This is a genomic window from Streptomyces sp. LE64 (assembly GCF_052606915.1).
On sequence record NZ_CP199708.1, the window covers coordinates 6,762,585 to 6,788,707 of the forward strand.

Annotated in this window: 24 protein-coding genes; 20 read left to right on the forward strand and 4 right to left on the reverse strand. The window is 70.6% G+C overall.

Features of this window, described 5'->3' with window-relative positions:
• Positions 1 to 157: 157 nt before the first annotated feature.
• The 8 genes from ACSMX9_RS29715 to ACSMX9_RS29750 all read left to right on the forward strand — a co-directional run bounded on the left by ACSMX9_RS29715 (position 158) and on the right by ACSMX9_RS29750 (position 10,705).
• Positions 158 to 1,852, forward strand: a complete 1,695-nt coding sequence (locus ACSMX9_RS29715; RefSeq protein ID WP_445398722.1) for an amidohydrolase — start codon at positions 158 to 160, stop codon at positions 1,850 to 1,852.
• On the forward strand, positions 1,845 to 3,245 hold the full coding sequence (locus ACSMX9_RS29720) for an amidohydrolase family protein (RefSeq protein WP_445398724.1): 1,401 nt from the start codon (positions 1,845 to 1,847) through the stop codon (positions 3,243 to 3,245). Before ACSMX9_RS29715 ends, ACSMX9_RS29720 begins: the two co-directional genes overlap by 8 nt.
• Positions 3,242 to 4,186 (forward strand): ABC transporter permease, encoded by a 945-nt coding sequence (locus ACSMX9_RS29725; protein WP_445398726.1) that lies wholly within the window; start codon positions 3,242 to 3,244, stop codon positions 4,184 to 4,186. Before ACSMX9_RS29720 ends, ACSMX9_RS29725 begins: the two co-directional genes overlap by 4 nt.
• A complete protein-coding gene (locus ACSMX9_RS29730; protein ID WP_445398728.1) occupies positions 4,183 to 6,195 on the forward strand; it encodes a dipeptide/oligopeptide/nickel ABC transporter permease/ATP-binding protein in 2,013 nt (670 codons plus the stop codon). Before ACSMX9_RS29725 ends, ACSMX9_RS29730 begins: the two co-directional genes overlap by 4 nt.
• Entirely contained in the window at positions 6,192 to 7,238 is a 1,047-nt protein-coding gene (locus ACSMX9_RS29735; protein WP_445398730.1) for an ABC transporter ATP-binding protein, read from the forward strand. The genes ACSMX9_RS29730 and ACSMX9_RS29735 overlap by 4 nt, the downstream gene beginning before the upstream one ends.
• 32 nt (positions 7,239 to 7,270) lie before the next feature.
• Positions 7,271 to 8,530, forward strand: coding sequence for a M24 family metallopeptidase (locus tag ACSMX9_RS29740; protein WP_351249406.1), 1,260 nt, complete (start codon positions 7,271 to 7,273; stop codon positions 8,528 to 8,530).
• Positions 8,531 to 8,597: 67 nt separating this feature from the next.
• Positions 8,598 to 9,626 carry a thiamine pyrophosphate-dependent dehydrogenase E1 component subunit alpha gene (locus ACSMX9_RS29745; protein WP_445398732.1) on the forward strand — a complete coding sequence of 343 codons (1,029 nt, stop codon included), beginning with the start codon at positions 8,598 to 8,600 and terminating at the stop codon, positions 9,624 to 9,626.
• A gap of 179 nt (positions 9,627 to 9,805) precedes the next feature.
• On the forward strand, positions 9,806 to 10,705 hold the full coding sequence (locus ACSMX9_RS29750) for an NAD(P)-dependent oxidoreductase (RefSeq protein ID WP_351249410.1): 900 nt from the start codon (positions 9,806 to 9,808) through the stop codon (positions 10,703 to 10,705).
• A 259-nt stretch (positions 10,706 to 10,964) separates the two neighbouring features.
• Here ACSMX9_RS29750 and ACSMX9_RS29755 read toward each other — a convergent pair whose 3' ends face one another.
• Positions 10,965 to 12,419: an NAD-dependent succinate-semialdehyde dehydrogenase gene (locus ACSMX9_RS29755; RefSeq protein WP_445398734.1), complete on the reverse strand. Its 1,455-nt coding sequence runs from the start codon at positions 12,417 to 12,419 to the stop codon at positions 10,965 to 10,967.
• 373 nt (positions 12,420 to 12,792) lie between these two features.
• On the opposite strand from ACSMX9_RS29755, the gene ACSMX9_RS29760 reads away from it, so the two are divergent.
• From ACSMX9_RS29760 to ACSMX9_RS29770, 3 genes are all read left to right on the forward strand, one after another.
• Positions 12,793 to 13,035, forward strand: a complete 243-nt coding sequence (locus ACSMX9_RS29760) for a YlcI/YnfO family protein (protein WP_351249738.1) — start codon at positions 12,793 to 12,795, stop codon at positions 13,033 to 13,035.
• Entirely contained in the window at positions 13,035 to 13,406 is a 372-nt protein-coding gene (locus ACSMX9_RS29765; protein ID WP_445398736.1) for a toxin Doc, read from the forward strand. Before ACSMX9_RS29760 ends, ACSMX9_RS29765 begins: the two co-directional genes overlap by 1 nt.
• A 106-nt stretch (positions 13,407 to 13,512) precedes the next feature.
• The gene (locus ACSMX9_RS29770) at positions 13,513 to 14,499 is read left to right on the forward strand and encodes an aldo/keto reductase (protein ID WP_445398738.1); all 987 of its coding nucleotides are present in this window, start codon (positions 13,513 to 13,515) and stop codon (positions 14,497 to 14,499) included.
• 66 nt (positions 14,500 to 14,565) lie between these two features.
• Here the strand turns inward: ACSMX9_RS29770 and ACSMX9_RS29775 are convergent, their stop codons facing one another.
• Entirely contained in the window at positions 14,566 to 15,159 is a 594-nt protein-coding gene (locus ACSMX9_RS29775; protein WP_351249734.1) for a DoxX family protein, read from the reverse strand.
• A 1,628-nt stretch (positions 15,160 to 16,787) separates the two neighbouring features.
• On the opposite strand from ACSMX9_RS29775, the gene ACSMX9_RS29780 reads away from it, so the two are divergent.
• The 4 genes from ACSMX9_RS29780 to ACSMX9_RS29795 all read left to right on the forward strand — a co-directional run bounded on the left by ACSMX9_RS29780 (position 16,788) and on the right by ACSMX9_RS29795 (position 20,717).
• Positions 16,788 to 17,111 (forward strand): hypothetical protein, encoded by a 324-nt coding sequence (locus tag ACSMX9_RS29780; RefSeq protein WP_445398739.1) that lies wholly within the window; start codon positions 16,788 to 16,790, stop codon positions 17,109 to 17,111.
• A 240-nt stretch (positions 17,112 to 17,351) separates the two neighbouring features.
• Positions 17,352 to 18,311, forward strand: coding sequence for a helix-turn-helix domain-containing protein (locus ACSMX9_RS29785; protein WP_445398741.1), 960 nt, complete (start codon positions 17,352 to 17,354; stop codon positions 18,309 to 18,311).
• Between the two features lie 34 nt (positions 18,312 to 18,345).
• Positions 18,346 to 19,653: a hypothetical protein gene (locus tag ACSMX9_RS29790; RefSeq protein ID WP_445398743.1), complete on the forward strand. Its 1,308-nt coding sequence runs from the start codon at positions 18,346 to 18,348 to the stop codon at positions 19,651 to 19,653.
• Between the two features lie 269 nt (positions 19,654 to 19,922).
• A complete protein-coding gene (locus tag ACSMX9_RS29795; RefSeq protein ID WP_445402961.1) occupies positions 19,923 to 20,717 on the forward strand; it encodes an IS5 family transposase in 795 nt (264 codons plus the stop codon).
• On the opposite strand, the gene ACSMX9_RS29800 is transcribed toward ACSMX9_RS29795, so the two are convergent.
• Entirely contained in the window at positions 20,665 to 21,204 is a 540-nt protein-coding gene (locus tag ACSMX9_RS29800; protein ID WP_445396964.1) for a hypothetical protein, read from the reverse strand. The two genes, ACSMX9_RS29795 and ACSMX9_RS29800, sit on opposite strands and share 53 nt — an antisense overlap.
• A gap of 636 nt (positions 21,205 to 21,840) precedes the next feature.
• Here ACSMX9_RS29800 and ACSMX9_RS29805 point away from each other — a divergent pair.
• From ACSMX9_RS29805 to ACSMX9_RS29825, 5 genes are all read left to right on the forward strand, one after another.
• Complete coding sequence (locus tag ACSMX9_RS29805) at positions 21,841 to 22,359, forward strand: pyridoxamine 5'-phosphate oxidase family protein (protein ID WP_445398745.1); 519 nt, start codon at positions 21,841 to 21,843, stop codon at positions 22,357 to 22,359.
• 711 nt (positions 22,360 to 23,070) lie between these two features.
• A complete protein-coding gene (locus ACSMX9_RS29810) occupies positions 23,071 to 24,045 on the forward strand; it encodes an alpha/beta hydrolase (protein ID WP_445398747.1) in 975 nt (324 codons plus the stop codon).
• An 84-nt stretch (positions 24,046 to 24,129) separates the two neighbouring features.
• Positions 24,130 to 24,357, forward strand: a complete 228-nt coding sequence (locus ACSMX9_RS29815) for a hypothetical protein (protein WP_445398749.1) — start codon at positions 24,130 to 24,132, stop codon at positions 24,355 to 24,357.
• A gap of 374 nt (positions 24,358 to 24,731) precedes the next feature.
• Entirely contained in the window at positions 24,732 to 24,887 is a 156-nt protein-coding gene (locus tag ACSMX9_RS29820; RefSeq protein WP_445398751.1) for a hypothetical protein, read from the forward strand.
• Positions 24,888 to 24,963: 76 nt separating this feature from the next.
• A complete protein-coding gene (locus ACSMX9_RS29825; RefSeq protein ID WP_445398753.1) occupies positions 24,964 to 25,230 on the forward strand; it encodes a helix-turn-helix domain-containing protein in 267 nt (88 codons plus the stop codon).
• On the opposite strand, the gene ACSMX9_RS29830 is transcribed toward ACSMX9_RS29825, so the two are convergent.
• The gene (locus tag ACSMX9_RS29830; RefSeq protein ID WP_445398755.1) at positions 25,187 to 26,107 is read right to left on the reverse strand and encodes an NAD-dependent epimerase/dehydratase family protein; all 921 of its coding nucleotides are present in this window, start codon (positions 26,105 to 26,107) and stop codon (positions 25,187 to 25,189) included. The two genes, ACSMX9_RS29825 and ACSMX9_RS29830, sit on opposite strands and share 44 nt — an antisense overlap.
• Positions 26,108 to 26,123 lie beyond the last annotated feature (16 nt).

Consider the following 26,123-nt stretch of genomic DNA (forward strand, 5'->3'; position numbering starts at 1 on the left):
AACCGCCCGCGCCGGACCACGACAGCAACCGGCCGGGCCTGCCCGGGCCACCAGCGCCCGAGGGCATCCGGAGCCCCACGCCACCCCCGCCGCCCCTTCGCACGTGGCACCACGCACCCCGCCACACCCTCCGTACACCTGGATGGAGAACCCACCCATGAGCAGCACACCGCCTTCCCCGGCCCACCCGGACCTGGTGCTCCTGAACGGACGCGTGACCACCATGTCCGCGGCCGCCGACGGCGCCGAAGCGGAAGCCGTCGCCATCACCGGCCAGCGGATCGCGGCGGTCGGCACCACCGAGGAGATCGCCGACCTCGCCGGCCCCGCCACCACCGTGGTCGACCTGGCCGGACGCCGCGTCATCCCCGGGCTGATCGACTCCCACGTCCACATCGTCCGGGCCGGACGCACCTGGCGCGACGAGGTCCGCTGGGAGGACGAGCGCTCCCTGGAGAGCGGACTGGCGGCCATCACCCGTCGCGTCGGCGAACGCGCCGAAGGCAGCTGGATCAGGGTCATCGGCGGCTGGCACCCCGCCCAGTTCCCCGAGAACCGCGGCCCCAGCCGCGCCGAACTCGACCGCGCCGCCCCCGACAACCCGGTCTACGTCCAGTTCCTCTACGACTGGGCCGTGCTCAACACCGCCGCCATGCGCGCCCTCGGCGTCGACCGCGACCTGGTGCGCACCCTCGCCGACGAGGGCTTCGACCCGGCCTCCTTCGAGACCGACGCGGACGGCGAACTCACCGGCAAGGTCAACGGCACCCCGCTGATGGAGTGGTTCTACCGGCGGATGCCCAGCCCCGACTTCGAGGAGCAGGTGGCCTCCACCGCCGAGATGTCCCGGGCCCTCAACCGCCTCGGCATCACCGGCGCGATCGACGGCGGCGGCTTCAACAGCGGCCCCGACGCCTACCCCGCCATCCGCGAGACCTGGCGCCGCGGACAGCTCACCGTCCGCAGCCGCCTCGCCGTGCACGCCTCCCGGGCCGGCACCGAGCAGGAGGAGCTCGCCGGCTACCTCCGCTTCACCCCGCTCGACGTCGGCGACGGCATGCTGCGGGTCATCGGCTCCGGAGAGGTCGCCCTCTACCGCACCGTCGACAAGATCGCCCACCCCGTCGTCATCGACGACGACGTCCGGCGGCAGCTGCGGGAGATGTTCTCCGACCTCGCCCGCAACCGGTGGACCGTGCACACCCACGCCCACCACCACGAGACCATCGACGCCGTCCTCAGCGCCTGGGAGGACGTGCACGCCGAGCACGACATCAGCGACCTGCGCTGGGCCCTGGTCCACGCCGAGCCGCTGCGGCCCGCCGACGTCGACCGGATCGCCGCCCTCGGCGCCGGCGTCCTCGCCCAGGGGCTGTTCCGCTTCCAGGGCGACGAGGCCCTCGCGGCCTGGGGCGCCGAGACGGTCGCCGAAGCGCCCCCGCTGCGCACCCTCATCGAACGGGGCATCCCGCTCGGCCTCGGCTCGGACGCCATGCGCGTCGCCTCGTTCAACCCGTTCGCCACGCTCGCCTGGTTCCTCAACGGGCGCACCGTCACCGGCAACCCCACCCTCGACGCACGGCACCTGCTGACCCGCGAGGAAGCCCTGCGCGGCTACACCGCCGACGGCACCTGGTTCAGCTTCGAGGAGAACGAGCGGGGCCGTCTGGAGCCCGGGCTCCTCGCCGACCTCGCCGTCCTCAGCGACGACTACTTCACCGTCGACGAAGACGTCATCCCGCGCATCGAGTCGGTGCTCACCCTCGTCGACGGCCGGATCGTGTACACCGCCGAGCCCTACGCCGACCTGCCCCTCGCCGCCCCCGTCACCCAGGGAGTCAGCCGTGCCTGAGACCACCGACAACCACGCCGAGCGCACCCTGCTCATCCAGGGCGCCACCGTCCTCACCATGGACCCCGACCTCGGTGACCTCACCACCGGCGACATCCTCGTCACCGGCGACCGCATCACCGCCGTCGGCCCGGACCTCTCCGACCGCGTCGCCCCGGACACCGAGGTCATCCCCGCCCGCGGCATGATCGCCATCCCCGGGCTCATCGACACCCACATGCACGCCTGGCAGACCCCCCTCAAGGGACTGCACGCCCAGGGCTGGACCGGCGAGGACTACCAGAACGAGGTCTTCTACCTCCGCGAGCACTTCGCCCCCGAGGACATCTACGACGCGACCGTCTCCGGCACCACCCAGATGCTCGACGCCGGCGTCACCGGCGTCCTCGACTTCTGCCACAACGTCATGTCCCCCGAGGCCGCCGAAGCCGGACTGCGCGCCCACCGCGTCACCGGCCAGCGCGCCCTGTTCGCCTACGGCATGCTGGGCACCTTCGGCGCCCCGCCCGAGGACCACGCCTGGCGCCTCGACCACGTCCGACGCCTGCACGACGAGGTCAACGAGAACGGCGACGGGCTGCTGCGGGTCGGCATGGCCCTCGGCTCCATCGAGTACGGCTCCATGGAACGGGTCACCAAGGAGATCGCCCTCGCCCGCGAACTCGGCATGCGGATGAGCGTCCACCAGAACCCGCCCGGCCAGATCCGCGCCCTGCACCGGGCCGGACTCCTCGACTCCGACATCGTCCCCGCCCACGCCAACTCCGCCGACGACGAGGAACTCGCCCTCCTCGCGGCCTGCGGCGGCGGCATCTCCTTCACCCCCGAAGGTGAGTTCGGCGGCGGCCGGTCCATGACCATCCTCAACCGCGCCCACCGCTTCGGCGCCAGCCCCAGCCTCGGCATCGACACCCACTCCCGCGTCGCCATCGACCTGTTCGCCGCCATGCGCCTCACCTTCCTGCTGATGCGCAACGTGGACGCCACCACCGAACGCGAAGCCGGCCGCTGGCCCCTGGAGCACCACCCCGGCGTCCCGCTGGTCCAGCCCCGCGACATGCTCCACTACGCCACCGTCAACGCCGCCGCGGCCCTCGGCCTCGGCGACGACCTCGGCCGCCTCACCCCCGGCCGGCTCGCCGACATCGTCCTCGTCGACACCGAGCCCTACGGCATCGCCCTCGGCGACCCGGCCGCGCACGTGGTCCTCCAGACCGGCCCGCGCGACGTGGACACCGTCATCGTCGGCGGCCGGGTCCGCAAGCGCGACGGCCGACTCACCGACCTCGACCCCGCCGAAGCGGGCGCCGCGACCCGCCGGGTCCGCGAACGGGTCTTCGCCGACGCGGCCGCCCACGGCGGACCAGTCCCGGACCTGGGGCCGGTCCGGTGACCAAGTTCATCCTGCAGCGGCTGCTGTCCGCCCTGCCCACGCTGCTGCTGGTGTCGGCGTTCGTCTTCACCCTGGTCCACCTGACGCCCACCGACCCGGTGGCGCAGATCCTCGGTGAAGGCGCGCCGGCCGCCGACAAGGCCGCCATGAGCGAACAACTCGGCCTGGACCGCTCCCTGTTCACCCAGTACGTGGACTGGCTCGGCGGCGCCCTCAGCGGAGACCTCGGAGCCTCCCTGTACACCAGCGTCCCGGTCACCGAGTCCATCAGCACCGGCATCGGCATCACCCTGTCGCTGGCCATCGCCGGCATGGCGATCGCCCTCGTGGTCGGCGTCCCGCTCGGCGTCCTCGGGGCCCTGCGCCCCGGCACCGTCGCCGACCGGCTGCTCACCACCGTCGTGGCCCTCGGCCTAGCCGTCCCCAGCTTCTGGCTGGCCATGCTGTTGGTGCTGGTGTTCGCGGTGAACCTCGGCTGGCTCCCGGTCGTGGGCTACACCCCGCTCACCGAGGACCCGGCGGCCTGGTTCGAGGGCATGATCCTGCCGGCCCTGGCCCTCGGCTCCCACACCGCGGCCGTCATCGCCCGCCAGACCCGCAGCGCCATGATCGACTCCCTGGAGTCCCCGTACGTGCAGACCCTGCTGGCCCGCGGCATCCGACGCCGCACCATCATCCTGCGGTACGCCACCAAGAACGCCATGGTCCCCGTCCTCGCGGTCATCGCCATCCAGATGTCCGTCCTGGTCGCCGCGAGCTTCGTGATCGAACGCATCTTCGCGGTCCCCGGCCTCGGCACCATGCTCATCGACAGCGTCATGAAGGCCGACTACCCGGTGCTCCAAGGAGCCATCGTCCTGGTCGCGGTGATCGTCCTGCTCGTCAACCTGGGCGCGGACGTCCTGTACGGCGTGATCAACCCGAAGGTGAGGCCCCAATGAGCACCCAACAGGCCCGGGCCGGGACCTTCCGTCGCCTGCTCCGGCAACCCCTGACCCTGTTCTGCCTGGCCTTCCTCGGCCTCCAGGTCCTCGTCGCCCTCGCCGCCCCGCTGATCGCCCCCTACGGGCCCACCGAACTCAGCGTCGCCGACAAGCTCCAGGGCCCCAGCGCCGACCACTGGCTGGGCACCGACGACCTCGGCCGCGACACCCTGTCCCGGCTGATCTACGGCACCCGCACCGCGCTCCTCGCCTCCGGCGAGTCCGTCGCCATCGGCCTCCTCCTCGGAGTCAGCCTCGGACTCTTCGTCGGCTACCGGGGCGGCTGGTGGGACCGGATCGGCATGCGCGTCGCCGACGTCATGCAGTCCATCCCCGCCCTGCTGCTCGCCCTCGCGCTGGTCGCCGTCCTCGGCAACGGACTCGGCAACGCGATGCTCGCCGTCGGCTTCATCTTCGCCGTCAGCTTCATGCGCATCACCCGGGCCGTGGTCCTCGCCGAACGGGAGAAGCTCTACGTCGACGCCGCCCGCGTCCTCGGACTGCGTCCCGTGCTCGTGATGTTCCGCCAGGTCCTGCCCAACGTGTCGCCGCCACTGATCGTGCAGGCGTCCATCGCCCTCGGCACGGCCCTGCTCATCGAAGCCACCCTGAGCTTCCTCGGCGTCGGCGTCGACACCAGCCAGGTCAGCTGGGGCGCCATGCTGGACGCCTCCCGCCAGCACGTCGCCGAGCACCCGCTGCTGGCGATCCTGCCCGGCCTGGCGATCACCCTGAGCGTCCTCGTCTTCAACCTGCTGGGCGACGGCCTGCGCGACGCCGGCTCGCCCCGGTCCGCCGGCTCCGCCCGACCGGCCAAGGAGACCACCCCGGACACCACCACCGTCACCGAGACCGGCGACCCGACCGGCATCGGTCCCGCCGCTCTCACCGACCTGACCCCCGACCCCGCCACCCCCGCGGCCGACCCCGACCAGAAGGAACCGCGCCCCGCACTCACCAAGGCACCCGCACGGGTCGCCGCCACGGCGCCCGCGGCTCCGGCGGACGCCCTGCTCCGGGTCGACGGCCTCACCGTCACCGACCCCGGTGGCGCCCAACTCGTCTCCGACGTCACCTTCCACATCAACCGCGGCGAAACCTTCGGCCTGGTCGGCGAATCCGGATGCGGCAAGTCCATCACCGCCTCCGCGATCCTCGGCCTGCTGCCCAAGGGCGTCACCGTCGCCTCCGGCTCCATCCGACTCCAGGACACCGAACTCGCCGGCCTCACCGGCGAGCCGCTGCGCCGGGTCCGCGGCGGCCGGATCGGCATGGTCTTCCAGGACCCCGGCTCCGCGCTCTCCCCGGTGCACACCGTCGGCCGCCAGCTCACGGACGCCATCCGGGCCCACAGCGACCTCAACAGCGCCCAAGCCACCGAACGCGCCGCCGAACTCCTCGGCCTGGTCGGCGTCCCGGCACCGCGCCAGCGGCTCAAGGACTACCCGCACCAGTTCTCCGGAGGCATGGCCCAGCGCGTGGTGATCGCCGGCGCCCTCGCCTGCGACCCGGAACTCCTCATCGCCGACGAGCCCACCACCGCCCTCGACGTCACCATCCAGGCCCAGGTGCTCGACCTGCTCGCCTCCCTGCGCGAGCGGCTGTCGATGTCCCTGCTCCTGATCACCCACGACCTCGGTGTCGTCGCCGACAGCTGCGACCGCATCGCCGTCATGTACGCCGGGCAGATCGCCGAACAGCGCACCGTGCTGGACGCGTTCGCCCAGCCCCGGCACCCCTACACCGAGGCGCTGCTCGCCGCCGTACCGCACCACGGTTCGGGCGACGAGCCGCTCGCCACCATCCCCGGCCGGGTCCCGCCGGCCTGGGACTGGCCCCAGGGCTGCCGGTTCAACCCGCGCTGCTCCTACGCCACCGACGGCTGCCGCACCACCCCGGTACCGATCGACATCGACGGAGTGCGCTGCCTGCGGGCCGCCGAACTCCAGCTGGCAGGTGCCCGATGAACGACAAGGCACGCGCCGCGGCGGACTCCACCGCGGACGCCCCCCTCCTGACCGTCGAGAACCTCACCGTGCGCTACCAGCTCGGTCGGGGCATGACCGGCAAGCCCAAGCTGCTCTCCGCGGTCCGCGACGTCAGCTTCACCATCGGCGCCGGGAAGACCCTCGGCCTGGTGGGGGAGTCGGGTTCGGGCAAGAGCAGCATCGGCCGCGCCATCCTGCGCCTGGCCCCGATCTCCGAGGGCAGGGTCGTCTTCGACGGACAGGACGTCGCCGCCTTCGGCCGTCGCACCCCGCCGTCCTTCAACCGGGACGTCCAGGTGGTCTTCCAGGACCCGCTGTCCTCGCTGAACCCCCGGCAGACCATCGCCACCACCCTCGGCCAGGCCCTCACCCGGCACCGGGAGCTCGGCACCGCCGAACGCAACCGGGAGATCACCGACTCCCTCGACCGGGTCGGCCTGTCCGGCTACCACGCCCAGCGCTACCCGCACGAACTCTCCGGCGGCCAGCGCCAACGCGTCGCCATCGCCCGCGCCCTGGCCACCCGGCCCCGACTGATCGTCTGCGACGAACCCGTCAGCGCCCTGGACGTCTCCACCCAGAGCCAGGTCATCAACCTGCTCAAGGAACTCCAGCGCGACCTCGGCGTCAGCTACCTGTTCATCGCCCACGACCTGGAGGTCGTGCGCCACATGAGCGACGAGATCGGGGTCCTCTACCTCGGCCAACTCGCCGAATCCGGTCCCGCCGACCAGGTGTACCGCCACCCGGCGCACCCCTACACCCAGACCCTCCTGGCGTCCACGCTCCTCGCGGACCCGGCACGCCAGGCCGCCCGCTCGGCCCGCCGGCGCGCACTCGCCAGCGACACCGAACTCCCGAGCCCCCTGGCACCGCCCCCCGGCTGTGCCTTCAACCCCCGGTGCCCGCGCGCCGACGACCTGTGCCGCACCGAGCAGCCCGCGTTGTTGCCGCTGGCGAGCACCGGAGCCCTGGCGGCGTGCCACCACACCGAACCGACACCCGTCGCCGCGGCTTCCTGACCCCTTCCGTCCCTCACTCCCTTGGAGAGCACATGAGCCTTCCGCCCACCCCGGCCCTGCCCATCGCACCGGCACCCGGTCACGGACTCGTCGACTTCGAGGAGCGCGTCAACTTCGACCGCCTGCGCTCCTACCGCCTGTCGCGCATCCAGCAGGCCCTGGAGGCCAGCGAACTGGGCGCGGTCCTGGTGTTCGACAACAACAACATCCGCTACCTGACCGGCATATCGATCGGCGAGTGGACCCGGGAGAAGCTCTCCCGGTACGCCATCTACACCCGCACCGGGGAACTGATCCTGTGGGACTTCGGCTCCGCCGCCGTCCACAACCGGATGTACGCCCCCTGGATGAAGCCGGAGAACTGTCTGTCGTCCTGGACCACCATGCGCGGCGCGGTGCCCCCGGACGCCGACCTGATGGGCCGCGCGGTCGCCGAGATCAAGGACCGCCTCGCCGCCGCCGGCGTCGGTGGCATGCCCATCGGCGTGGACCTGCTCGACCTGCCCATGCACACCGAGCTCACCCGCCAGGGCATCGACGTCCGCGACGGCCAGCAGACCATGCTGGACGCCCGCCAGATCAAGAACCGCGACGAGATCACCCTCCTGTCGATGGCCGCCGCCATGGTCGACGGCGTCTACCACGACATCACCGAGGCCCTCAAGCCCGGTGTGCGGGAGAACGAGATCGTCGCCCTCGCCAACAAGCGCCTGTACGAGATGGGTTCCGACGACGTCGAGTCCATCAACGCGGTCTCCGGCGAGCGCTGCAACCCGCACCCGCACAACTTCTCCGACCGCATCATCCGCCCGGGCGACCAGGCGTTCTTCGACATCATGCACTCCTACAACGGCTACCGGACGTGCTACTACCGCACGTTCAACGTGGGCCGCGCCACCACCGTGCAGCGCGACGCCTACACCCGGGCCCGCGAGTGGATGGACATCGCCATCGACGCGATCAAGCCCGGCGTGTCCACCGCCGACGTGGCCCGGCTGTGGCCGACCGCCGAGGAGATCGGCGTCCAGGACGAGAAGACCGCGTTCGGCCTGCTCTTCGGGCACGGACTCGGACTCGCCCTGCACGAGCGGCCCATCATCAGCCGGCTGACCTCGCTGGAGAGCCCGATGCTCATCGAGGAGGGCATGGTCTTCGCCCTGGAGACCTACTGCCCGGCCACCGACGGGGTCTCCGCGGCCCGCATCGAGGAGGAGGTCGTCGTCACCGCCAACGGCGTCGAGATCCTCACCCGCTTCCCCGCGGACGAACTGTTCATCGCCAACCAGTACTGAGCACACCGCACCCGGGGGCCGAACCCACGGCCCCCGGGGGCACCCCCGCCCCAGAAAGGCGCGGACCATGTCCGTCGACACCCATGCCACCCACCCGCCGGTCACGCGCCCCGTGACCGGCGAGGTCTCCGTGGACACCTCGCTGGCCCTGTACCGGATCATGTCCACCGTCCGCAGGTTCGAGCTGCGGGCACACGACCTCCTCCGTCAGGGTCTGCTCCAGGACACCGTCCGCTCCGGTACCGGCCAGGAGGCCGTGGCCGCCGGCGTCGCCAGCGCCATGCGTCCCGACGACCACTCCTTCGCCACCTACCGCAGCCACCACCACCTCGTGGCGCGCGGCACCCCGCTCGCCCCGCTGATGGCCGAACTCCTCGGCAGGGAGAACGCGGCGGCACCCGGCAGGGGCGGTTCGACGCGTCTCCTCGGCACCCCGCTCGTCCACGTCAACGACGCGGCCTGGGCGGCCCGGTACCGGGGCGGCGACCAGGTCACCGTCTGCCTCGTCGGGGACGGCACCACCGACGGAGGAGCCCTCCGCGAGGCACTGGGCTTCGCCGTCGCGTGGAACCTGCCGGTCGTCCTCGTGCGCGAGAGCGGCGACTCCGCACGGCACGCCGCCGTCGACCGCGCCGAGACCCACGACCCGTCGTCCGTGGTGATCGACGGCAACGACCCCGACGAGGTCCACCTGACCGCGCGGGCAGCGATCGAACGGGCCCGCGCGGGGGGCGGGCCCGCACTGATCGAGGCCGTCACCCACCACGGCGCCGGCGGGGCCCCGCCTCGTACGGGACGGGACCCCCTGGTCGCCTACCGGGCCAGGCTCACCGATCGGGGCGTGGCCGCGGAGCACCTCGACGCCGTCCACGCAGAGGTCCGCTTCCTGGTCGACGCCGCCGCCGAGGAAGCGCGGGGCAGCGGCTGGCCCGAACTGTCCCGGCTCTACACCGACGTCTGGAGCGACGGCGGTCAGGCCTGGCGCAGAGCCCCGCTCACCGGGCGCTCGGTGGACGCGATCCCCCGACCGCCCGCACCGTCGCCCGGGCACGGGAGCACCACCCCCGTGCGTCCCCTGCCCCCGCCGACGCCCTGAAGGACCTGACGATTCCCTCGGCGGAGCGGATCGTCACCACCACCGGCACCGCCACGTGCGCGTGAAGCCACCTCGTCACCGAGGATCTCCGGTGGTCGCCGCGGGCATCCGGCCCGCGACAGCCCGGCACCCCGAGCACCAACCCACACCCTCAACACCCAGAGAAGCGAGGAACCACCATGAGCGCATCCCTCAGCGAGCGAATCGGCTGGCTCGGCACCGGCCGGATGGGCGCCGTGATGTCCGAGGCCCTCCTCGCGGGCGGCGTCGACCTCACCGTCTGGAACCGCACCGCCGCCAAGACCGAGCCGCTGGTGGCCAAGGGCGCCAAGGCGGTCGCCACCATCACCGAACTCGCCGACGCGGACGTGGTGTTCGTGATGGTCTCGGCGAGCCAGGACCTCATCGACGTGGTCACCGGAGAAGGCGGGCTGCTGCGCGCCGAGCGGGCCCCGTCGGTCATCGTGGACTGCTCCACGGTCTCCGCGGAGGCGTCCGCCGAGGTCCGTGCCGCCTGCGAAGCCGCCGGCACCGCGTTCATCGCCTCGCCCATCAGCGGCAACCCGCACATGGTCGCCGACCGCATGGGCGCCATCGTCGCCTCGGGCCCCCGCGAGACCTACGAGCGGGTCCTGCCCTACCTGGAGCTGATCGCCCCGACCGTCGTGCACGCCGGGCCCGCCGAGCAGAGCCGGCTGGTGAAGATCTGCCACAACCTGATGCTCGGCATGATCACCCAGGCCCTGGTGGAGGTCACCACCCTCGCGGAGAAGGGCGGTGTGCCGCGCGCCGCCTTCATCGACTTCCTCAACGGCTCCGTGCTCGGCTCCACCTTCATCCGCCACAAGGGCCGCGCCCTGGTGGAGCGCGACTACACGCCCACCTTCAACAACAAGATGCTCCGCAAGGACTTCGACCTCGGCCTCGGTGCCGCCCGCGAACTGGAGGTGCCGCTGCCGGTGAGCAGCATGGTGCACCAGCTGATCCAGACCGCGATCGGCCACGGTTTCGCCGAGGAGGACTACGCGGCCCTCTTCGAGGTCGAGGCCCGCGCGGCCGGCCTGCGCCCCACCGAGTGACCTAGCAGGATCCAGACCGCCCGGCGGTCGGCGGGGTGCCCCAGCCCCGTTCGGCCCCCGGGTCGGGTCCGGGGCGGGTCGAGTCCACCCCGGCCCGGGCCCTCCAGCCGCCGTGCGCCCGCCGATGCCCTGTCCTGCACCGGCCCGCGCACGGCGGTTCCACTTGTCCCCGACGCGGCGCCCGTACCGCAGTGCCCGGGAACGACCGGGGCCCGCCGCACCCCGAAGGATGCGGCGGGCCCCGGCCCGCGGTGCGGGATCACCAATCGGTGGCGATGTACTTCGCTTCGGTGTACTCAAGGATGCCCTCGTGTCCCCCTTCCCGACCGAGTCCGCTCTGCTTCACCCCGCCGAACGGGGCCGCGGGGTCGGAGACGATGCCCCGGTTCAGCCCGACCATCCCGCTCTCCAACTCCCCGGACACGGCGAGCCCCCGTCGCAGGTCGCGGGTGTACACGTACGAGACCAGGCCGTACTCGGTGGAGTTGGCCAGCCGGACGGCCTCCGCCTCGTCCCGGAACCGGACGATCGGCGCGACCGGGCCGAAGATCTCCTCGCTCAGCAGTGCGGAGTCCGGTGCCACCTCGTCCAGCACGGTGGGCTCGTAGTAGTAGCCGGTGCGCTCCGGGGCCCGGCCACCGGTGCGCACCCGGGCCCCGCGGGCCACGGCGTCCGCCACCAACTCCGCGACCTTGTCCCGGGTGTCCGCGTTGACCAGCGGCCCGACCTCGGTGCCCTCCTCCAGGCCCGGCCCCACGGTGAGGGAGGCCATGGCGGATGCGAACCGGGACGCGAAGTCCTCGGCCACGGACTCGTGGACGTAGAAGCGGTTGGCCGCCGTGCACGCCTCGCCACCGTTGCGCATCTTCGCGAGCATGGCCCCCCGCACCGCGGCGTCGAGGTCCGCGTCCGCGAGCACCAGGAACGGGGCGTTGCCACCCAACTCCATGGAGGTGCTCAGCACCCGGTCCGCCGCACTGTGCAGCAGCCGGCGCCCGACCTCGGTCGAGCCGGTGAACGAGAGCTTGCGCACGGCCGGCTGGTCGAGCATCGCCCCGACCACCGCGCCGGACCGGTCGGCGGGCACCACGTTGACGGTTCCCGCGGGCGCACCCGCCTCGGCCAGCAGCGCAGCGACCGCGAGGGCGGTCAGCGGGGTGTCGCTGGCCGGCTTGAGCACGACGGAGCATCCCGCCGCGAGCGCGGGCCCGATCTTCCGGGTCGCCATGGCGGCCGGATAGTTCCACGGGGTGACCAGGACCGCGACACCGATGGGCGCCCGGTCCACGAGGATGCGGTACCCGCCCGCCGGAGCCTGCTGAACGGTGCCGGCGAGCCGCACCGCCTCCTCCGCGTACCAGCGGAAGAACTCGGCCGCGTAGGCGACTTCGGCCCGCGCGTCGGTCAACGCCTTGCCGTTCTCGGCGCTGATCAGGGTGGCGAAGTAGTCGGCGCGCTCGGTCATCAGCTCGTAGGCGCGACGCAACACGGTGGACCGCTCCCGTGCGGGAGTGGCCGCCCACCCGGGCAGCGCCCGGGCGGCAGCCTCGACGGCCGCCACCGCGTCCGCCTCCCCGCCGGAGGCCACGGAGGCGATGACTTCCGTGGTCGCCGGGTCGTGCACGTCGATCCGGCGACGGTCGGTGGCGGGGCGCCAGTCGCCGTCCACGAACAGGTCGGTGGGGCACAGGTCGAGGGCTTCGGTGAGTTTCATGAGGGCTCTCCGGGCTACAGGGGCGAGCGGTACGTCGGCCGACGGGGCTCTCCGCCCACGCTCCGACATACGGACCCAACTAAATGGCTTAGCCAGATACTTCAATATAGAGCGGTGCGGGAGGTCAGTCGAGGCATCTGCCCGGTACTTCTCAAGGTGAAATGCGTAACTGGACGGCCAATCCCGAGATGTGCGGCGCGTCACCGTCATCCGCCGCGCGGCGCCGCCCACCCTGACCGTTCCGCCGTACGGGATGCCCCGTCGGGGACCGCTGTGTCCGAGCCGACGTCGAACACCGCCACGGTGTACGGAGCGTACGTGGCCGGCGCACGCGGCGCCGCGCGCCGGAGGCCCCGTGCGGTACGGTCGGGACATGTCGAAGCCAGTGACGATCCGGGTTCCCGACGAACTTCACGCCCTGCTCCAGGAGCGGGCCGAAGCGGAAGGAACCACGGTGACGGCACTCATCACCCGCGCCGCCCACGCCGCGGTGCGCGACCCGCGGCTGGAGGGCGCCGCGGAGGTCTTCCGCTCCTTCGTCAGCGACCACGCGGACGCCTTCGACCAGGCGTTCCCCGATGACGCCCGGCAGGACGCGTCGGGGCGGGCGGCCTGATGGCGGAACTCTCCATCGACATCCGCTGGCTCCTGGAACGCCAGACGGAGGTCATGCCCAAGCAGCCCGCCGTCCACGACTTCTCCGCCCTCGTGGCCGCGGTCGGCCGCCACCGCGTCAACACCCCCAAGGTCGGCGCGACCGTCGACAACGCCTGGCGCGCCGCGGTGTTGATGCACACCATCGTGCGACTGCGCCCCCTGCCCGCCCGCAACGCACTGTTCGGCGCGGGCATCGCCGTGGCGTACATGCACGCCGCGGGCGAGGGGATCGACCCTCCCTACGGCGCGTTGATAGACCTGGCCCGTGACCTCGACCACGGAGCGGACACCTACGACGCGGCCGACCGCATCCGCTCCTGGCGCATCTGACGCCCTCACCCCCCCTGGAATCGCCGCTTGACCTGAAGCGCGCTCCAACAGGGAGGGTCTCTCCCAGCCCCACCGACCAGGCGCGGGCCCGAACCAGGAGAGATCCGTGAAGTACCGTCAGATCGGCACCCACCCCGACACCCGCCGCGACATCAGCGTTCTGAGCCTCGGCGCCATGCCCTTCGGCACCCTCACCGACGAGGAGACGTCCTACGCCATCCTCGACCGCTACGTCGAAGCCGGCGGCACCTTCATCGACACGTCCAACAACTACGCCTACTGGCACACCGGCGGACAGGGCGGCGAGAGCGAACTCCTGTTGGGCCGCTGGCGGGCCAGCAGGGGAGTCGGCGACGAGATCACCATCGCCACGAAGATGGGAGCGCGACCGCTGGCACCCGGCACCGGATTCATCGAGAACGGGGAGGGGCTGGCCCCCGAGGCCATCCGCATCGCCGCCGAACAGAGCCGTGAACGACTCGGCATGGACCGTCTCCCCCTGCTGTACGCCCACGTCGAGGACCCGAAGACCCCGCTGATCAAGACGGTCGAGGGGTTCGCCGCCCTGGTCGCCGAGGGCACGGTCGGACTCCTGGGCATCAGCAACCACTGGGCGTGGAAGGTCGAACGGGCCCGGGCCATCGCCGCCGCGGCGGGCCTGCCGGGCTTCGAGGTCCTCCAGTACAGCCACAGCTACCTGCGCCGTCGCACGGACCAGCCGGACGCCTCGTCCAAGGACGGCGCGTACGGGATCGCGGACGGCGACGTGCTCAGCTACGTCCGTGCGGATCCCACGCTCGCCCTGGTCGCCTACACCCCCTTGCTCGGCGGCGCCTACACCCGTGAGGACAAGCCCCTCGGCCCCGACTTCGACCACGCAGGCACCCCGGTGCGCCTGGCGGCCCTGGCGGAGGTGGTCAAGGAGACGGGCGCCACGGCCAACCAGGTGGTGCTGTCCTGGATGATCGGAGCGGAGGTCCCGGCCGTCCCGTTGGTCGGCGCCTCCTCGGTCGCCCAACTCGACGAGAGCCTCGCCGCCCTCGACCTGGAGTTGACCCCCGATCAGCGGGCCAGGCTCGACGGGGCCCACTGAATCCGCACACGGCCGGGCCCGGACGGATGAATCCGTCCGGGCCCGGACGCTTTCCTGCTTCGTCGCTCACTGCGGACCCATGGGGTCCTGCCGACCATGCATCCGGAACGCAGCGCTACGGTTCCATTCGTCCGCGGCGATGAGAAGACACGCGACGATCAGGACGACGTTCTTGATGATGTACTGCCCCTCCATCGTCGGAATGAGGAATCCGCCCTGCCACATCTCGTCCGCGAGGAGGAAGAGGGCGAAGAAGACCCCGACCATGTGGCCGAAGAAGACGACGAGCGTCAAGCGCAGCAGCAGCCCGGTGACCAGGCCTATGCCGATCGCCGTCTCCATCAGGGCCAGCAGGGGGACGATGGCGTCCTTGGGCAACAGGCCCAGGGTCATCTTGGACACGGCACGAACGGCCACCCCTTCCGCCGGGCTGGTGGAAGGGAAGAGCTTGAGGATGCCGAACCACAGGAAGACCAGGCCCACGGACCACCGCAGCAGCATCGGCCCGCGGACCGTGACCCGCACGGCCAGACCGTCCGCGGCGCGGGTGACCTGTTGGCGGGTGGACCGGGGGCGCACATGAGCTCCTGCGGTGCGCCGAGTGAGGACCCGCTGCTGAGAGGTGGAGAACCGGCTCTCGCTGGTGTTTCCTACCGTCATGAGTACTCTCCTGCCCATCGGTGTCTACATGGTGTCGCGGCAAACGGCCGTCGCGGGCGCGGTGCGATGAGGCCGGTGCCGGTGCCACCGCGCGGATGCTCCCGAGCGGAGTCCGAGGAAGGAACTCCCGGGAGTGCTGGAGCGCGGGGCGTGGTGGGATGCTGCTCGGACCCGCTCCGGTGATTCCGGGGCGGGTCGCGTCGACGGCAACTGCCGTGACGTCAGCTGGTGTTCACGCCTGGATGGGGTTGTGGGTGAGAGTCACCCGGTGGAGCGGTGAGGGGAGGGAACAAAAGCGGAGGGCGTTCGCCGTCGTAGGGATCGGCACGCTCGTGGCCAGGAGGGGGACGACGGCCGTACGGGCAGTGGCCGGCCTAGGGGTACCCGGCATGGCAACTCCTTCTACGTGGGGGGCGCACGCCACCGCGCGGTTCCGTCGGAGCAGCGTGCGGTCATCGAGCGGGCGAGCTGAACGGCAGCCCGGTGGTGGGGTACCGGTAGCCGATGTGGGGGCTCTCCCGCGCATATGCTTGGTCTAGACCATACCCCTTGACGTTATCCGGTCAAGAGGAGAGGGCCGGTCAGTGCATGTTTTGGCCCCCGGTGTCACACGCTCAAGGGGCACCCCAGACCCTACCGGACACACCCCGTGACGCTCACGCCCAGCTTGGCGTGCGGTGACCTTGATCACAAGATGCGCCACCGAAGCGACGCACCGTCAATTTTCGTTCCAGAAACGCTACTTGCCCCTCCCGGGCCTCTGGGTGCACTGAGGCACCGCCCTCTCCGAGTCTGTCACGGTTCATGTACGTGTCGCCGCTGCCGACGCCGCGTCCACGGACCGTGACGGTCCCGCTCGAAGAGCCGGACCTGTGGCACCTGCCGAAAACGACTGCCCCACCGCCCGTCGGGGCCGGCGCAAGTTCATAGAGGAACCCCGGTGCACACGGGGAAACCTGACGCAGGATCAGACACCTGCCCACTTCCCTCGCGTGCTTTCGGCAGGAGCAACTGCTCGAAACTCGCCTGCCCGCACTGCGCCGCGATCCGGTGGGTTGAGACCTACGCGAACCGCGCGTGATCAGCCTCCTCCGTCGGCGAACGTGCACACCGCGAGGACCGCGTGGGGTTGCCCGGGGCGCACGGGTGCGCCGTGCCACCAGGGCTGGCGGGTTTCGGTGCCCTCCGGCAACGGGCACCCGGCGCCGGAACCGGTCACCGCGTCCGGCTCGCGCCCCACCCGTTCACATCCGCCACGCCTCAGGGAGCTGGCCACGGTGGAGCGCCCGGCTGTCCGGGACAAGCTCCCCGGGTGTCCCGTACAGGGTCCCTGAGCAGCAAGAACAAGAAATCCGTGATCGGGACAGCCGCCAGCTGTGGCCGCAGCCTCCACCGTGAGCCCAGACTGTGGGTGCCAGGAAGGCGCCGGGCGGTTCCGCCGCGACGGTGGATCAGCCAGGGCGGGGTAGGTCGCCACGGACGGGCAGCGGAGCCGCCATCTGCAGATCGACCGCCTCCGCTCACGCAAAGACCCGGACAAGCACCGTCACTCGGGGCCACCTTGTCGTGTACGGCGGGGACGGACCGCTTCCAGGAGCCACTAGAAGAGCGAAGAAGGGAACAGCATCATGTCGTTACGCCATGTCCTCGCCACCGCAGCCGTGTCGGCGGCCCTCGTCGGGGCCGGAGTGTTGACCGCGCCCGTCGCCCAGGCCGCCGAGAACTCCTTCGTCCCCGCGATGGCCCATGCTTCGGGGGCTGCACACGAGTCAGCCCAAGCCTACGTCTGGCAGCCCACCGGCGAGGTCTACACCAGCCTCAGTCGCTGCAACGCCAGCGGACGCTACTGGTTCGACAACCGACCCGACGTGGTCGACTGGGACTGCCGACTGCGCAGTGGCCGCTACTACCTCTACCTCCTCATCGACACCGGGCTTCTCGCGCGGGCCTGACCCGCCGCCCGGCCCTGACCCTCACTGCGCGATCACAACCGACGCCGACGGAGTGAAGGAGAGGGCGGGCTCACCTTCTCGCCCGCCCTGCTGCTGGACCGGGAGCGCGGGTGTGCTCTCTTCGGGACATGTAGTGAACGGCTGGATTCCCGTCTTGTTGCGGATCTTCGAGACTCGGATCCTTCTGGCGTGAGCCATCGGTGTGAGGAAGATCCTGTCTGTCCCTGCGGTCCGCTGACCGTGCTGCAGTACGTAGCGGCACTCAGGGATCTGCGTGACTGGTCAGGGCTTACCTACCGCCAGCTCGCGGCCAAGGCCCAGGCTGCCGACGAGGTACTGCCGACGAGCACTCTCGCGTCCGCGCTCCGCCGTGACACCCTGCCCCGGCCGGAACTGGTCGCGTCCCTGGTACGGGCGGTGGGTCTGGACGAGGCCGCGGTCGCCTGCTGGCTGCGCGCCCGGCAGCGCGTGCAGGAGGCGGCCGCGGAGACTGTTCAGGCTGAAGAGGCGGACAAGGCGGCACCAGCCGTGGACGACGATGGGGAGGGGAACGGCGCTCCGGCGGTGGACGGCCCCGGCCGCCGGGCCGGAGCGCGCCGCCGTGCGCTGAAGGTGTCGATCGCCGGAGCAGTGGCCTTGGCCGTGCCTCTGGCGATCGGCACGGCGTTGAAGCTCTCGGAGGACCGCGACGACACTCCGTCGACGGCGTCCCTGCCCTCGGCCGGCTGGTACCAGATGCGGCCTCAGCACGTCCTGGGGAGGGGGCTGTGCATCGGCGAAGGACGTGAGCGCAACGGCAGAACGAAACGGCCGCTCGCGGTCCAGCGTCCGTGCCGATCGGTCGAACCATCCACGTATCTGGAACGGGTCAGTGAGGGCGTCTACCAGATCCAGTGGCACCACCCCGAGCACGGCGTCGGGTGTCTGACGGTGGATCTCGCATACAGGGTCCCTGGTGCACTGGTGGCCCCTGTCGACTGCAAGGGGTCGGCGCATCAGCGATTTGCTGTGGAGCCGGCCCGGCCCGGCAGGGGAAACGTGTACCGCCTGCGGCCCCTGCACTCCAGCCTCTGTCTGGGTTCCCTCGGAGGAGAGGTGGACACGGACAACGGTGCGGAACTCTCCCAGAAGAACTGTGACGGCGGTGAGGACCAGGAGTTCAGCTTCGAACCCAGCCAACCCCCTTCACCAGGGAGCTGAACCATGGGGCTGCCGCGCCCCGGATATTGGAGGCATGAGCATGGCTGCCCCGACCACCCGCGTCCGCTTCACCCTTGTGCTGTCCCTCGTCTGGTTGTTCGTCGCCACGTTCGCAGGCGGACAGGCAGTCGCCTCGGACCACACCAGCCCAGGGACGGCGGGAAGTCCGACCGGGACGACCTACTACATAGACGCAGTCACCGGCCAGGACAGCAACAGCGGTACGGCCACCGCCGCACCGTGGAGGAGCCTGGACCGGGTCAACTCCGCGGCCCTGTACCCGGGAGACACCGTCGCTTTCCGCCGTGGCCGGACATGGGCCGGTTCGCTGTTGTTGTCCGCCAGCGGCACCCCGTCCGCACCCATCGGCATCACCGCCTACGGCAGCACCCCGGCCGCGCCGCCCGTCATCGGCGGCGCAGTTCCCGAGTGCGTTCGCGTCACCGGATCGTACTGGCGCATCGGTTCGATCCGCGCGAGCGACTGTCTGTGGGCGGGGTTCGAGATTCGGGGCAGCCACAACCTCCTGTCCTCCGTGTGGGCGGACAACAACGTCGCAGGTGTCTCCGTCGCCGCTGACGCCCACCACAACACCCTCCAGAACAGCACCCTCACCGACAACAACAAGATGAGCGTCAACACCCCGGGCGGCTCGGACGACTCTGGCGCCTTCGGCGTTCTGCTGAACGGCGACGACAACATCGTGACCCGGAACCTGATCACCAACTCCCGCGCCGTGAGCTACGACTTCGGCCACGACGGTGCGGCAGTCGAGGTTTTCAACGGCGACCGCAACCGGGTCGAGTACAACACCGCCCGTGACAACACCACCTTCACCGAACTCGGCAGGGAGCCGGGCCGGACCGCCGACGGCAACATCTTCGCCTTCAACGCCGTCACTTCGGTCCATCCGTCGAGCGCCTTCCTGGTCACCCGGGGAGCGGAAACCGGCACAGGCCCCGTGTACGGTACTCGGGCGATCAACAACTCCGTGAACCTGACGGGCCCGCGGAGCGAGGGCTGGGTCTGCTACGCGGGTTGCGCCCCGAACGTCCTCACTCTCCGCAACAACATCATCAAAGCGGTCGGCAAGACCGGCTACGAGGACGGAGCCGGGGCGGACGAGGACGCGGGCGTCCACTTCGGCGCACAGACGCAGTTCCAGCCGGGCCCCCGCTCCGTCCTCGGCGACCCTGCCTTCGTCTCCGCCACCGACCTCCGGCTCACCGACGCCAGCCCCGCGATCGCCCGTGGTGTGCCTGTCCCCTACGGCACAGACCTCACGGGAGACCCTGTGTCCACCACGAGGCCAGACGCGGGCGCATACCAGTTTGCCCCCTGAGAAGCCGTATCTCAACCGATCATGGAACGCGCGGTTCGAACAGGCTTCCCACCCGGGTGATCTTCCCGTTGTACGCGCATGAAGACAGGGCCTCTCGGTAGCTCGGGGATGCGAATCTGATCGAGCAGTACCGGGAGGCCCTGGTGTCCTTGTTCTACGTGTCCGAGCCCGTCCAGTTCAACTCGGCCGCACCATCGTGTGATTGCCTCGCGCACGTGTACGGCAACGCGGCGGACCATCCCGACCGGGTGCGGCGGTATCCGTCGGACATGACGGACGCGGAGTGGGCGGCCGTGCGGCCGTTGCTGCCGGTCCCGGCCTGGCTGAACGGGCGGGGTGGACGCCCCGAGGGTTACTGCCACCGCCAGCTGCTGGACGCAATCCGCTACCTGGTCGCGGGCGGGATCTCCTGGCGGGCGATGCCCGCGGACTTCCCCGCCTGGGGCCGGGTCTACGCCTTCTTCCGCCGCTGGCGCGAGCACGGGCTGATCACCGAGTTCCACGACCGGCTGCGCGGGAAGGTCCGTGAACGCGAAGGCCGCGAGGCCGAGCCCACGGCAGGGATCATCGACGCCCAGTCGGTGCGGGCCGCCGCGACAGTACCGGCCGCCTCACGCGGCTACGACGGCGGAAAGAAGGTGCCGGGCCGCAAGCGCCACATCGTGACCGACACCCTCGGCATGCTCCTGGTCGTCGCGGTCACCGCCGCGAACATCGGAGACCGGGACGCCGCGGCAGGACTGCTGACCCGCCTGCGCCGCCTGCACCGCGACATCACCCTCGTCTGGGCCGACGGCGGCTACACCGGAGGCCTGGTCGACTGGTGCCGGGACAAACTCGCCCTGACCCTGGAGATCGTCAAGCGCACCGACGACATGACGGGGTTCGTGGTGCTGCCCAGACGCTGGGTGGCAGAACGCACGTTCGCGTGGTTGATGAACTCCCGTCGACTGGCCCGGGACTACGAGACGTTGCCGGCCAGCAGTGAGGCCGTGATCCGGTGGTCGATGATCACGCGGATGAGCCGGCGTCTGGCACGGCCACAGGCCGCCGGCCGGCACTGAACATCCCCGACGCCTCCAAGAGGAGCCACCCACGTTCCGCCAGGCGCCTGGCCTTCGACCGCACCCCCTCGACCTTCCCCGGCGCCGCCCCAAGGCCCAGCTCCGCCGCGATCTCCTTGGCCTTCACCGGTCCCTTGCCCGCGGACCGCCGCTCCTCCAGCACGCCCAGAATCCGCCGGTAGTCGGGCGCGAGCACGGCCACCGACAACCCGTCCCGCCAGGGCGGCACCACCGACCCCGGCACCGGTGAGGACACCGCTTCCTGCTTCGCCTCGGTCACGGCAGTCGTCTCGGCGGCGGACACGGCCAGGGCCTCGACCAGCTCCTCCCGCGCGATCACCCGCCGGTCCAGCTCGATCTCCGCGGCCTCCAACACCTCAGCCAACCGCGCGACTTCCTCCCGCAGCCCCTCCACCCGCACCCGGGCAGCCGCCTCCCGCTCCTCCAGCATTCCCAGCACCGACGCCACCGCGCACCCCTCGCCCATGAAGCGAACACAAGACGCGACATGCCTCCCTCACCCCGAGCTAGACCATGCCTGACCAGCAGAAATCAACCGATCACGTTCGGTTGAGATACGGCCTCTGAGCCGGGTGCCGTGCTCCGCCGCGAGCGCCCGTACCACCCCGCACGCCACCGAGTGGCGGGCCGCGCGTGATGCCGTGGTCCCCGGTGGGCGCGGACTGAAGCCCGCCGCCGACCCGTTGTGGACCAGGCGTTCACCGGTCTCGATCACCAGTTGGGCATCACGGTGGCGTGGCGGTTGACCGGCCGCCGCTCCAGGGCCACCTACTACTGCCGGCTGAAGCCGCCGCCCGGTCGCTGACCGAGACCACCCGGGGGGTCCTTCCGTCGGGGGTAGCGGCGTCGGCGAGCGCACACGCGAGGACTGCGTTCTCGGCGAGTGGGTCGAGGCGGTTGGTGGAGTGGGGCATGCCCTGCCCAACGAGTCGGGCCGGGCGGCGGATGCCGGCACATCATGATCGCGGGGCCGTCCGGCGGCCAGGTTCGTCCCCCACCTCCTGCCATCCACGCAGCACGAGCGCAACCCGCGCGGAGCATCCTCACTGCTGTTTCATCAATGACGACAGAGGGTGTCGGGTTTACGGCCGACGATGGACGTATGCGTGAAACCCCAGAAGAACTCGACAAGCTCCAGTCCCTCCTCGACTCCTCCCTCTCCGGCTCGACCGCACACCTCCGCTCGATCGTCGAGGGCCGCACCATCACGGCGGTGCAGCTCACCGGGGTCCTCACTGGCATGTGCACGCTTGCCCTCTCCACGGTGACCGCAAAGGGCGAACCGCGGATCAGTGGCGTCGACGGGCACTTCCTGCGCGGCCGGTGGCACTTCGGCACGGCGCGCAACGCCGCCAAGGCCCGTCATCTCGCGGCCCGTCCGGCCGCCAGCGTCGCGCACATGCGCGGCGAGGACCTCGGCGTGTTCACCCACGGCACGGTGGAGGTGCTGAACCCCGAGGGCGCCGAGACCACGGCAGACTGGCAGGAACTCCTCGCCTATCTGAAGGACTTCTACGGCGACGACGCCTTCGACTGGAACCACGAGGTCGTCTACTACCGGCTGAACCCGCACTGGATGACCGTCTACGCCCCCGACCTCGACAAGCTCACCGGCACGTGACGCCGGGCCCGTCGACGAGGGCCTTGCACCTGCGCGTACGCGGGTGCGGTGCCGGTCTGAACAACAACCACAGCACACGTCATCTACCTGCTGTCCCGACAACCAGTCGACTGGAGCCCGCCCCGCTTCCGGCGCACCCAGCACGCCGCAACCCGCATCGGGCAATGGCGCACCTGGTACGAACACGACCACCCCTCCCTTCAGGACATCGCCGACCGCGAAGGGATGAGCCTGGCTACCGTGCGTCTCGCCTTCCTCAAGAACGATGTCCCGATCCGCCCACCACGAATCTTCCGACGCCGGTTGTGAACAGGGGATGGTTCCCAGACCACCCAGCGTTCACAACCCTGCAGGGCCGCTCAGAGCGCATGCGGCACACCGCTCCCACCCTCATCACGGAATGCGATCAACGTTGGCGAGTCGGACCCTGTAGGGAAGAGGAGCCTTCCTCCGGAGGGGCCGCCATGTCCATTCACGAGCAGCACCCGTGTCCCTCAGCGGCGCCGCTTTGCGGCGCCGCTGAGGGTGAGAGCCCCCGTCACCGTCGGGCCGCACTCCGACGTCTTCCGTCCGCTGCTCGCCCGATTCTCCGCACCTCAGAATGAGTGTCGCGATCACCTCGAAGAGAGTCGTTTGCGGCACTCGGCCTGGATGCGGACCGTCCGCAGCGTCGATAAGGCAAGCAACCGGCATTCGAGGAAAGGACCAGCGATGACTGACCTTCCAGCCCCCACCACACCGTACCTGGAGCCCGAGGCCAGGGAGCTCGCCGACGCCACCGACCTGCACCCGCGGATCTACGAGCTTCCGCCCGGAGAAGGGCGCAAGATCCTCAGCGACCTGCAGAACGGCGAGGGCGTCGAGCGCCCGGAGGTCGACGAGGAGTGGGTCGACGTCGACGCCGGTGCGTGGGGCACCGTCCGCACTCGCATCATCAAGCCCAAGGACGCCACTGGCCCGCTGCCCGTCGTCTTCTACATCCATGGCGCCGGCTGGGTCTTTGGCGACGACAAGACCCACGACCGCCTCTTCCGCGAACTCACCGTCGGAGCCGGTGCCGCCGGAGTCTTCCCGGTCTACGACTGGGCACCCGAGAAGGGTTACCCCACGCAGGTCGAGCAGAACTACGCAGTCGGCCAGTGGCTGCGGGCAAACGGCGCGGACCACGGCCTCGACACCTCCCGCGTCGCCGTCGCCGGCGAGTCGGTCGGCGGATGCATGTCCGCGGTCTTCGCGCAAATGAACAAGGACCGCGGCGGGCTCGCGCTCAAGGCGCAGATCCTGCTCTACCCCGTGACCGGGCCGGACTTCGACACGCAGTCCTACCACCAGTTCGCCGAGCACTACTACCTCACCCGCGACGGGATGAAGTGGTTCTGGGACGCGTACACGACCGACGAGGCCAAGCGCGAGGAGAAGTACGCCTCGCCGCTGCGGGCGACCCTCGAGGACCTCGACGGGCTGCCGCCCGCCCTGGTCATCACGGCGGAGGCCGACGTCCTGCGGGACGGAGGCGAGCTCTACGCCAACAAGCTCCGTCAGGCCGGCGTCGAGGTGACAGCCGTCCGCATCAGCGGGACCGTCCACGACTTCATGCTGCTGGACAGCCTGCGGGATACCCCGGCCACCAACCTCGCACGGAAGCTGTCCGTCGACGCGCTGCGACAGGCTTTCCACCAGGAGTGAGCGCAGCCGGGAACAGGGGTGGCAAACCCGACAGGGTCTGCCAGCCCGTCGCTGCGCCGACTAGGAATTTCGAGGAGAGAAACAATGAGCCCGACCGCGACAGGTCCACACGCCGACGGGACCGGAGCGCGGGGCGTCGGTGAGGTCTGCGTGCTGGAGTACGTCGACTGCCAGGTGTCGGCGATCCGTGGCCTGCGGGACATCTTCCGTGTCGCCAGCGAGTACGCGGTGGAGTCCGCCGACCCTGCGGGCGTGATCCGGGTCAGCACCGGGGCGGTGTCCGCCACCGACGACGGGCCGTTCATGGTGTGAACCTCGGACACTCATCCTGAGCTCGCCCACCGGCTCAGCCACGTCGTCATCCCGCAGAGCCTCGTCGTTCCCGAGCTGATGGCGTCGGTCGGCGAGCTCACCGATTGGCGCGTCGGGCTCCGGTCTGAGGGTTACCACTCTGTGTGCCGTGTGTGCCGTGTGTGCCGTGTGCGCCGGTGTCTTCGTCCTCGCCGAGAGCCACCTGCTCGACTCCTGGGACGCCACGACCCATTGGGCGTTCGCCGAGGAGCTGGCGCGCCGACACCCGAAGGCTCGGGTGGACGCCTCACGCATGGTGATCGACGACGTCGACGTCATGAACGGCCGCGGGGATCCTGGCGTGGGTCGACCTGGGCCTCACCCTCGTGGACCGGATGCTCGGTCCCAGCGTCATGCTGCACATGGGGCGCTTCGCCCTCGCCGCCCCGCCGCGCCGACAGCAGTCCCTTTACCAGGAGTTCACGCCCTGGCTCCAGCACGGCGACAGCCACATCCGTGAGGTGGGCCCGGCTGGACGCCTGCCTGCATGAGCCCCACTCCGTCGAGCATCTCGCGCAGATCGCGGCTAGGCACCCGCGCACCTTCCAGCGACGGTTCAAGGAGGCTATGGGCCTGACGGCGACGGAGTGCATCCAGGCGGCGCGCATCGCGAAGTTGCTGGAGCTGACCAGTGAGCCGGTCGCCCAGGTCTCCTGGGGCGTCGGCTACCTGGACGTGTCGAACTTCCGTCGGCTCTTCCAGCGCGCCACGGGCGTCACGCCGTCGGAGGTACCGGAACCGCCTCGGCATCGCGGCAGGGGGTCGACCGGCAGGGGGACGCGTCGGCGGGTCAGCCGGCGAGGATCCGCTCCACTCCCTCCCGATAGCTCGTGACCGGGAATTCGGGAAAGCGGGCCGCGAACTTCGAGCTGTCGAAGATGTTGTCGTCGCGGTAGCGGGCGAGCAGCTCGTACATCTCGTCGAGCGGCTTGACGAAGCGGCGTCCGAGGCGGAAGGCGAGCATCGGAAGCACCGTGTAGCCGGTCTTGCGGCCGGTGACCTCGCCAGCGATCTGGATGAGCTGGGCGTAGGACTGCCGGTCCGGGTCGACCGGCAGGTGCCACGTCTGGCCGTAGGCATCCGGCGTGTTGCCGAGCAGGGCGAGGGCGCGACTCGCGTCGGGGGTCCAGATCAGGGAACGCTTGGCATGGGCGTTGACGGGGACGAACGGCCGCTTGTCCGCCTTGATCCGGTCGAACACCAGCGAGTTCGTGTAGCTCATCGTCCGACCGGGACCGTAGAACTCGGGCGCTCGGCCGATCAGTGCCTCGACCCGGCCCTCCCGCACGGCCTCCAGCAGCACGGTGGTGATCCGCGCGCGGACCCGTCCCTTGCGTCCGCCCGGTGCGAATGCCGTTGACTCGGTCTGGGGCGTCGGCGTTCCGGGATACATGTAGGTGTTGTCGAAGAAGACGAGCTTCGTGCCGTGTTCGGCGCAGGCGTCGATGACGTTGCGCATGATGACCGGGAACTGTCGCTCCCACAGCTCCGAGTCCAGGGGCAGGCCGACGGTGAGGTAGGCGATATCGCTGCCCGCGACGGCACGGCTGGTGGCGTCGGCGTTGGTGAGGTCTGCGGCCACGAGCTCGTCGGTGTCGTTCACCCTCGACGGCTTGCGGCTGACGAGGCGGATATCCTTGGTGTGGTTGCGGTGGAGCTCGTTCACGAGCTCGTCGGCGATCGGTCCGCCGGCGCCGAGAACGGTCTGCATGGGTCTGGTCTCCTTG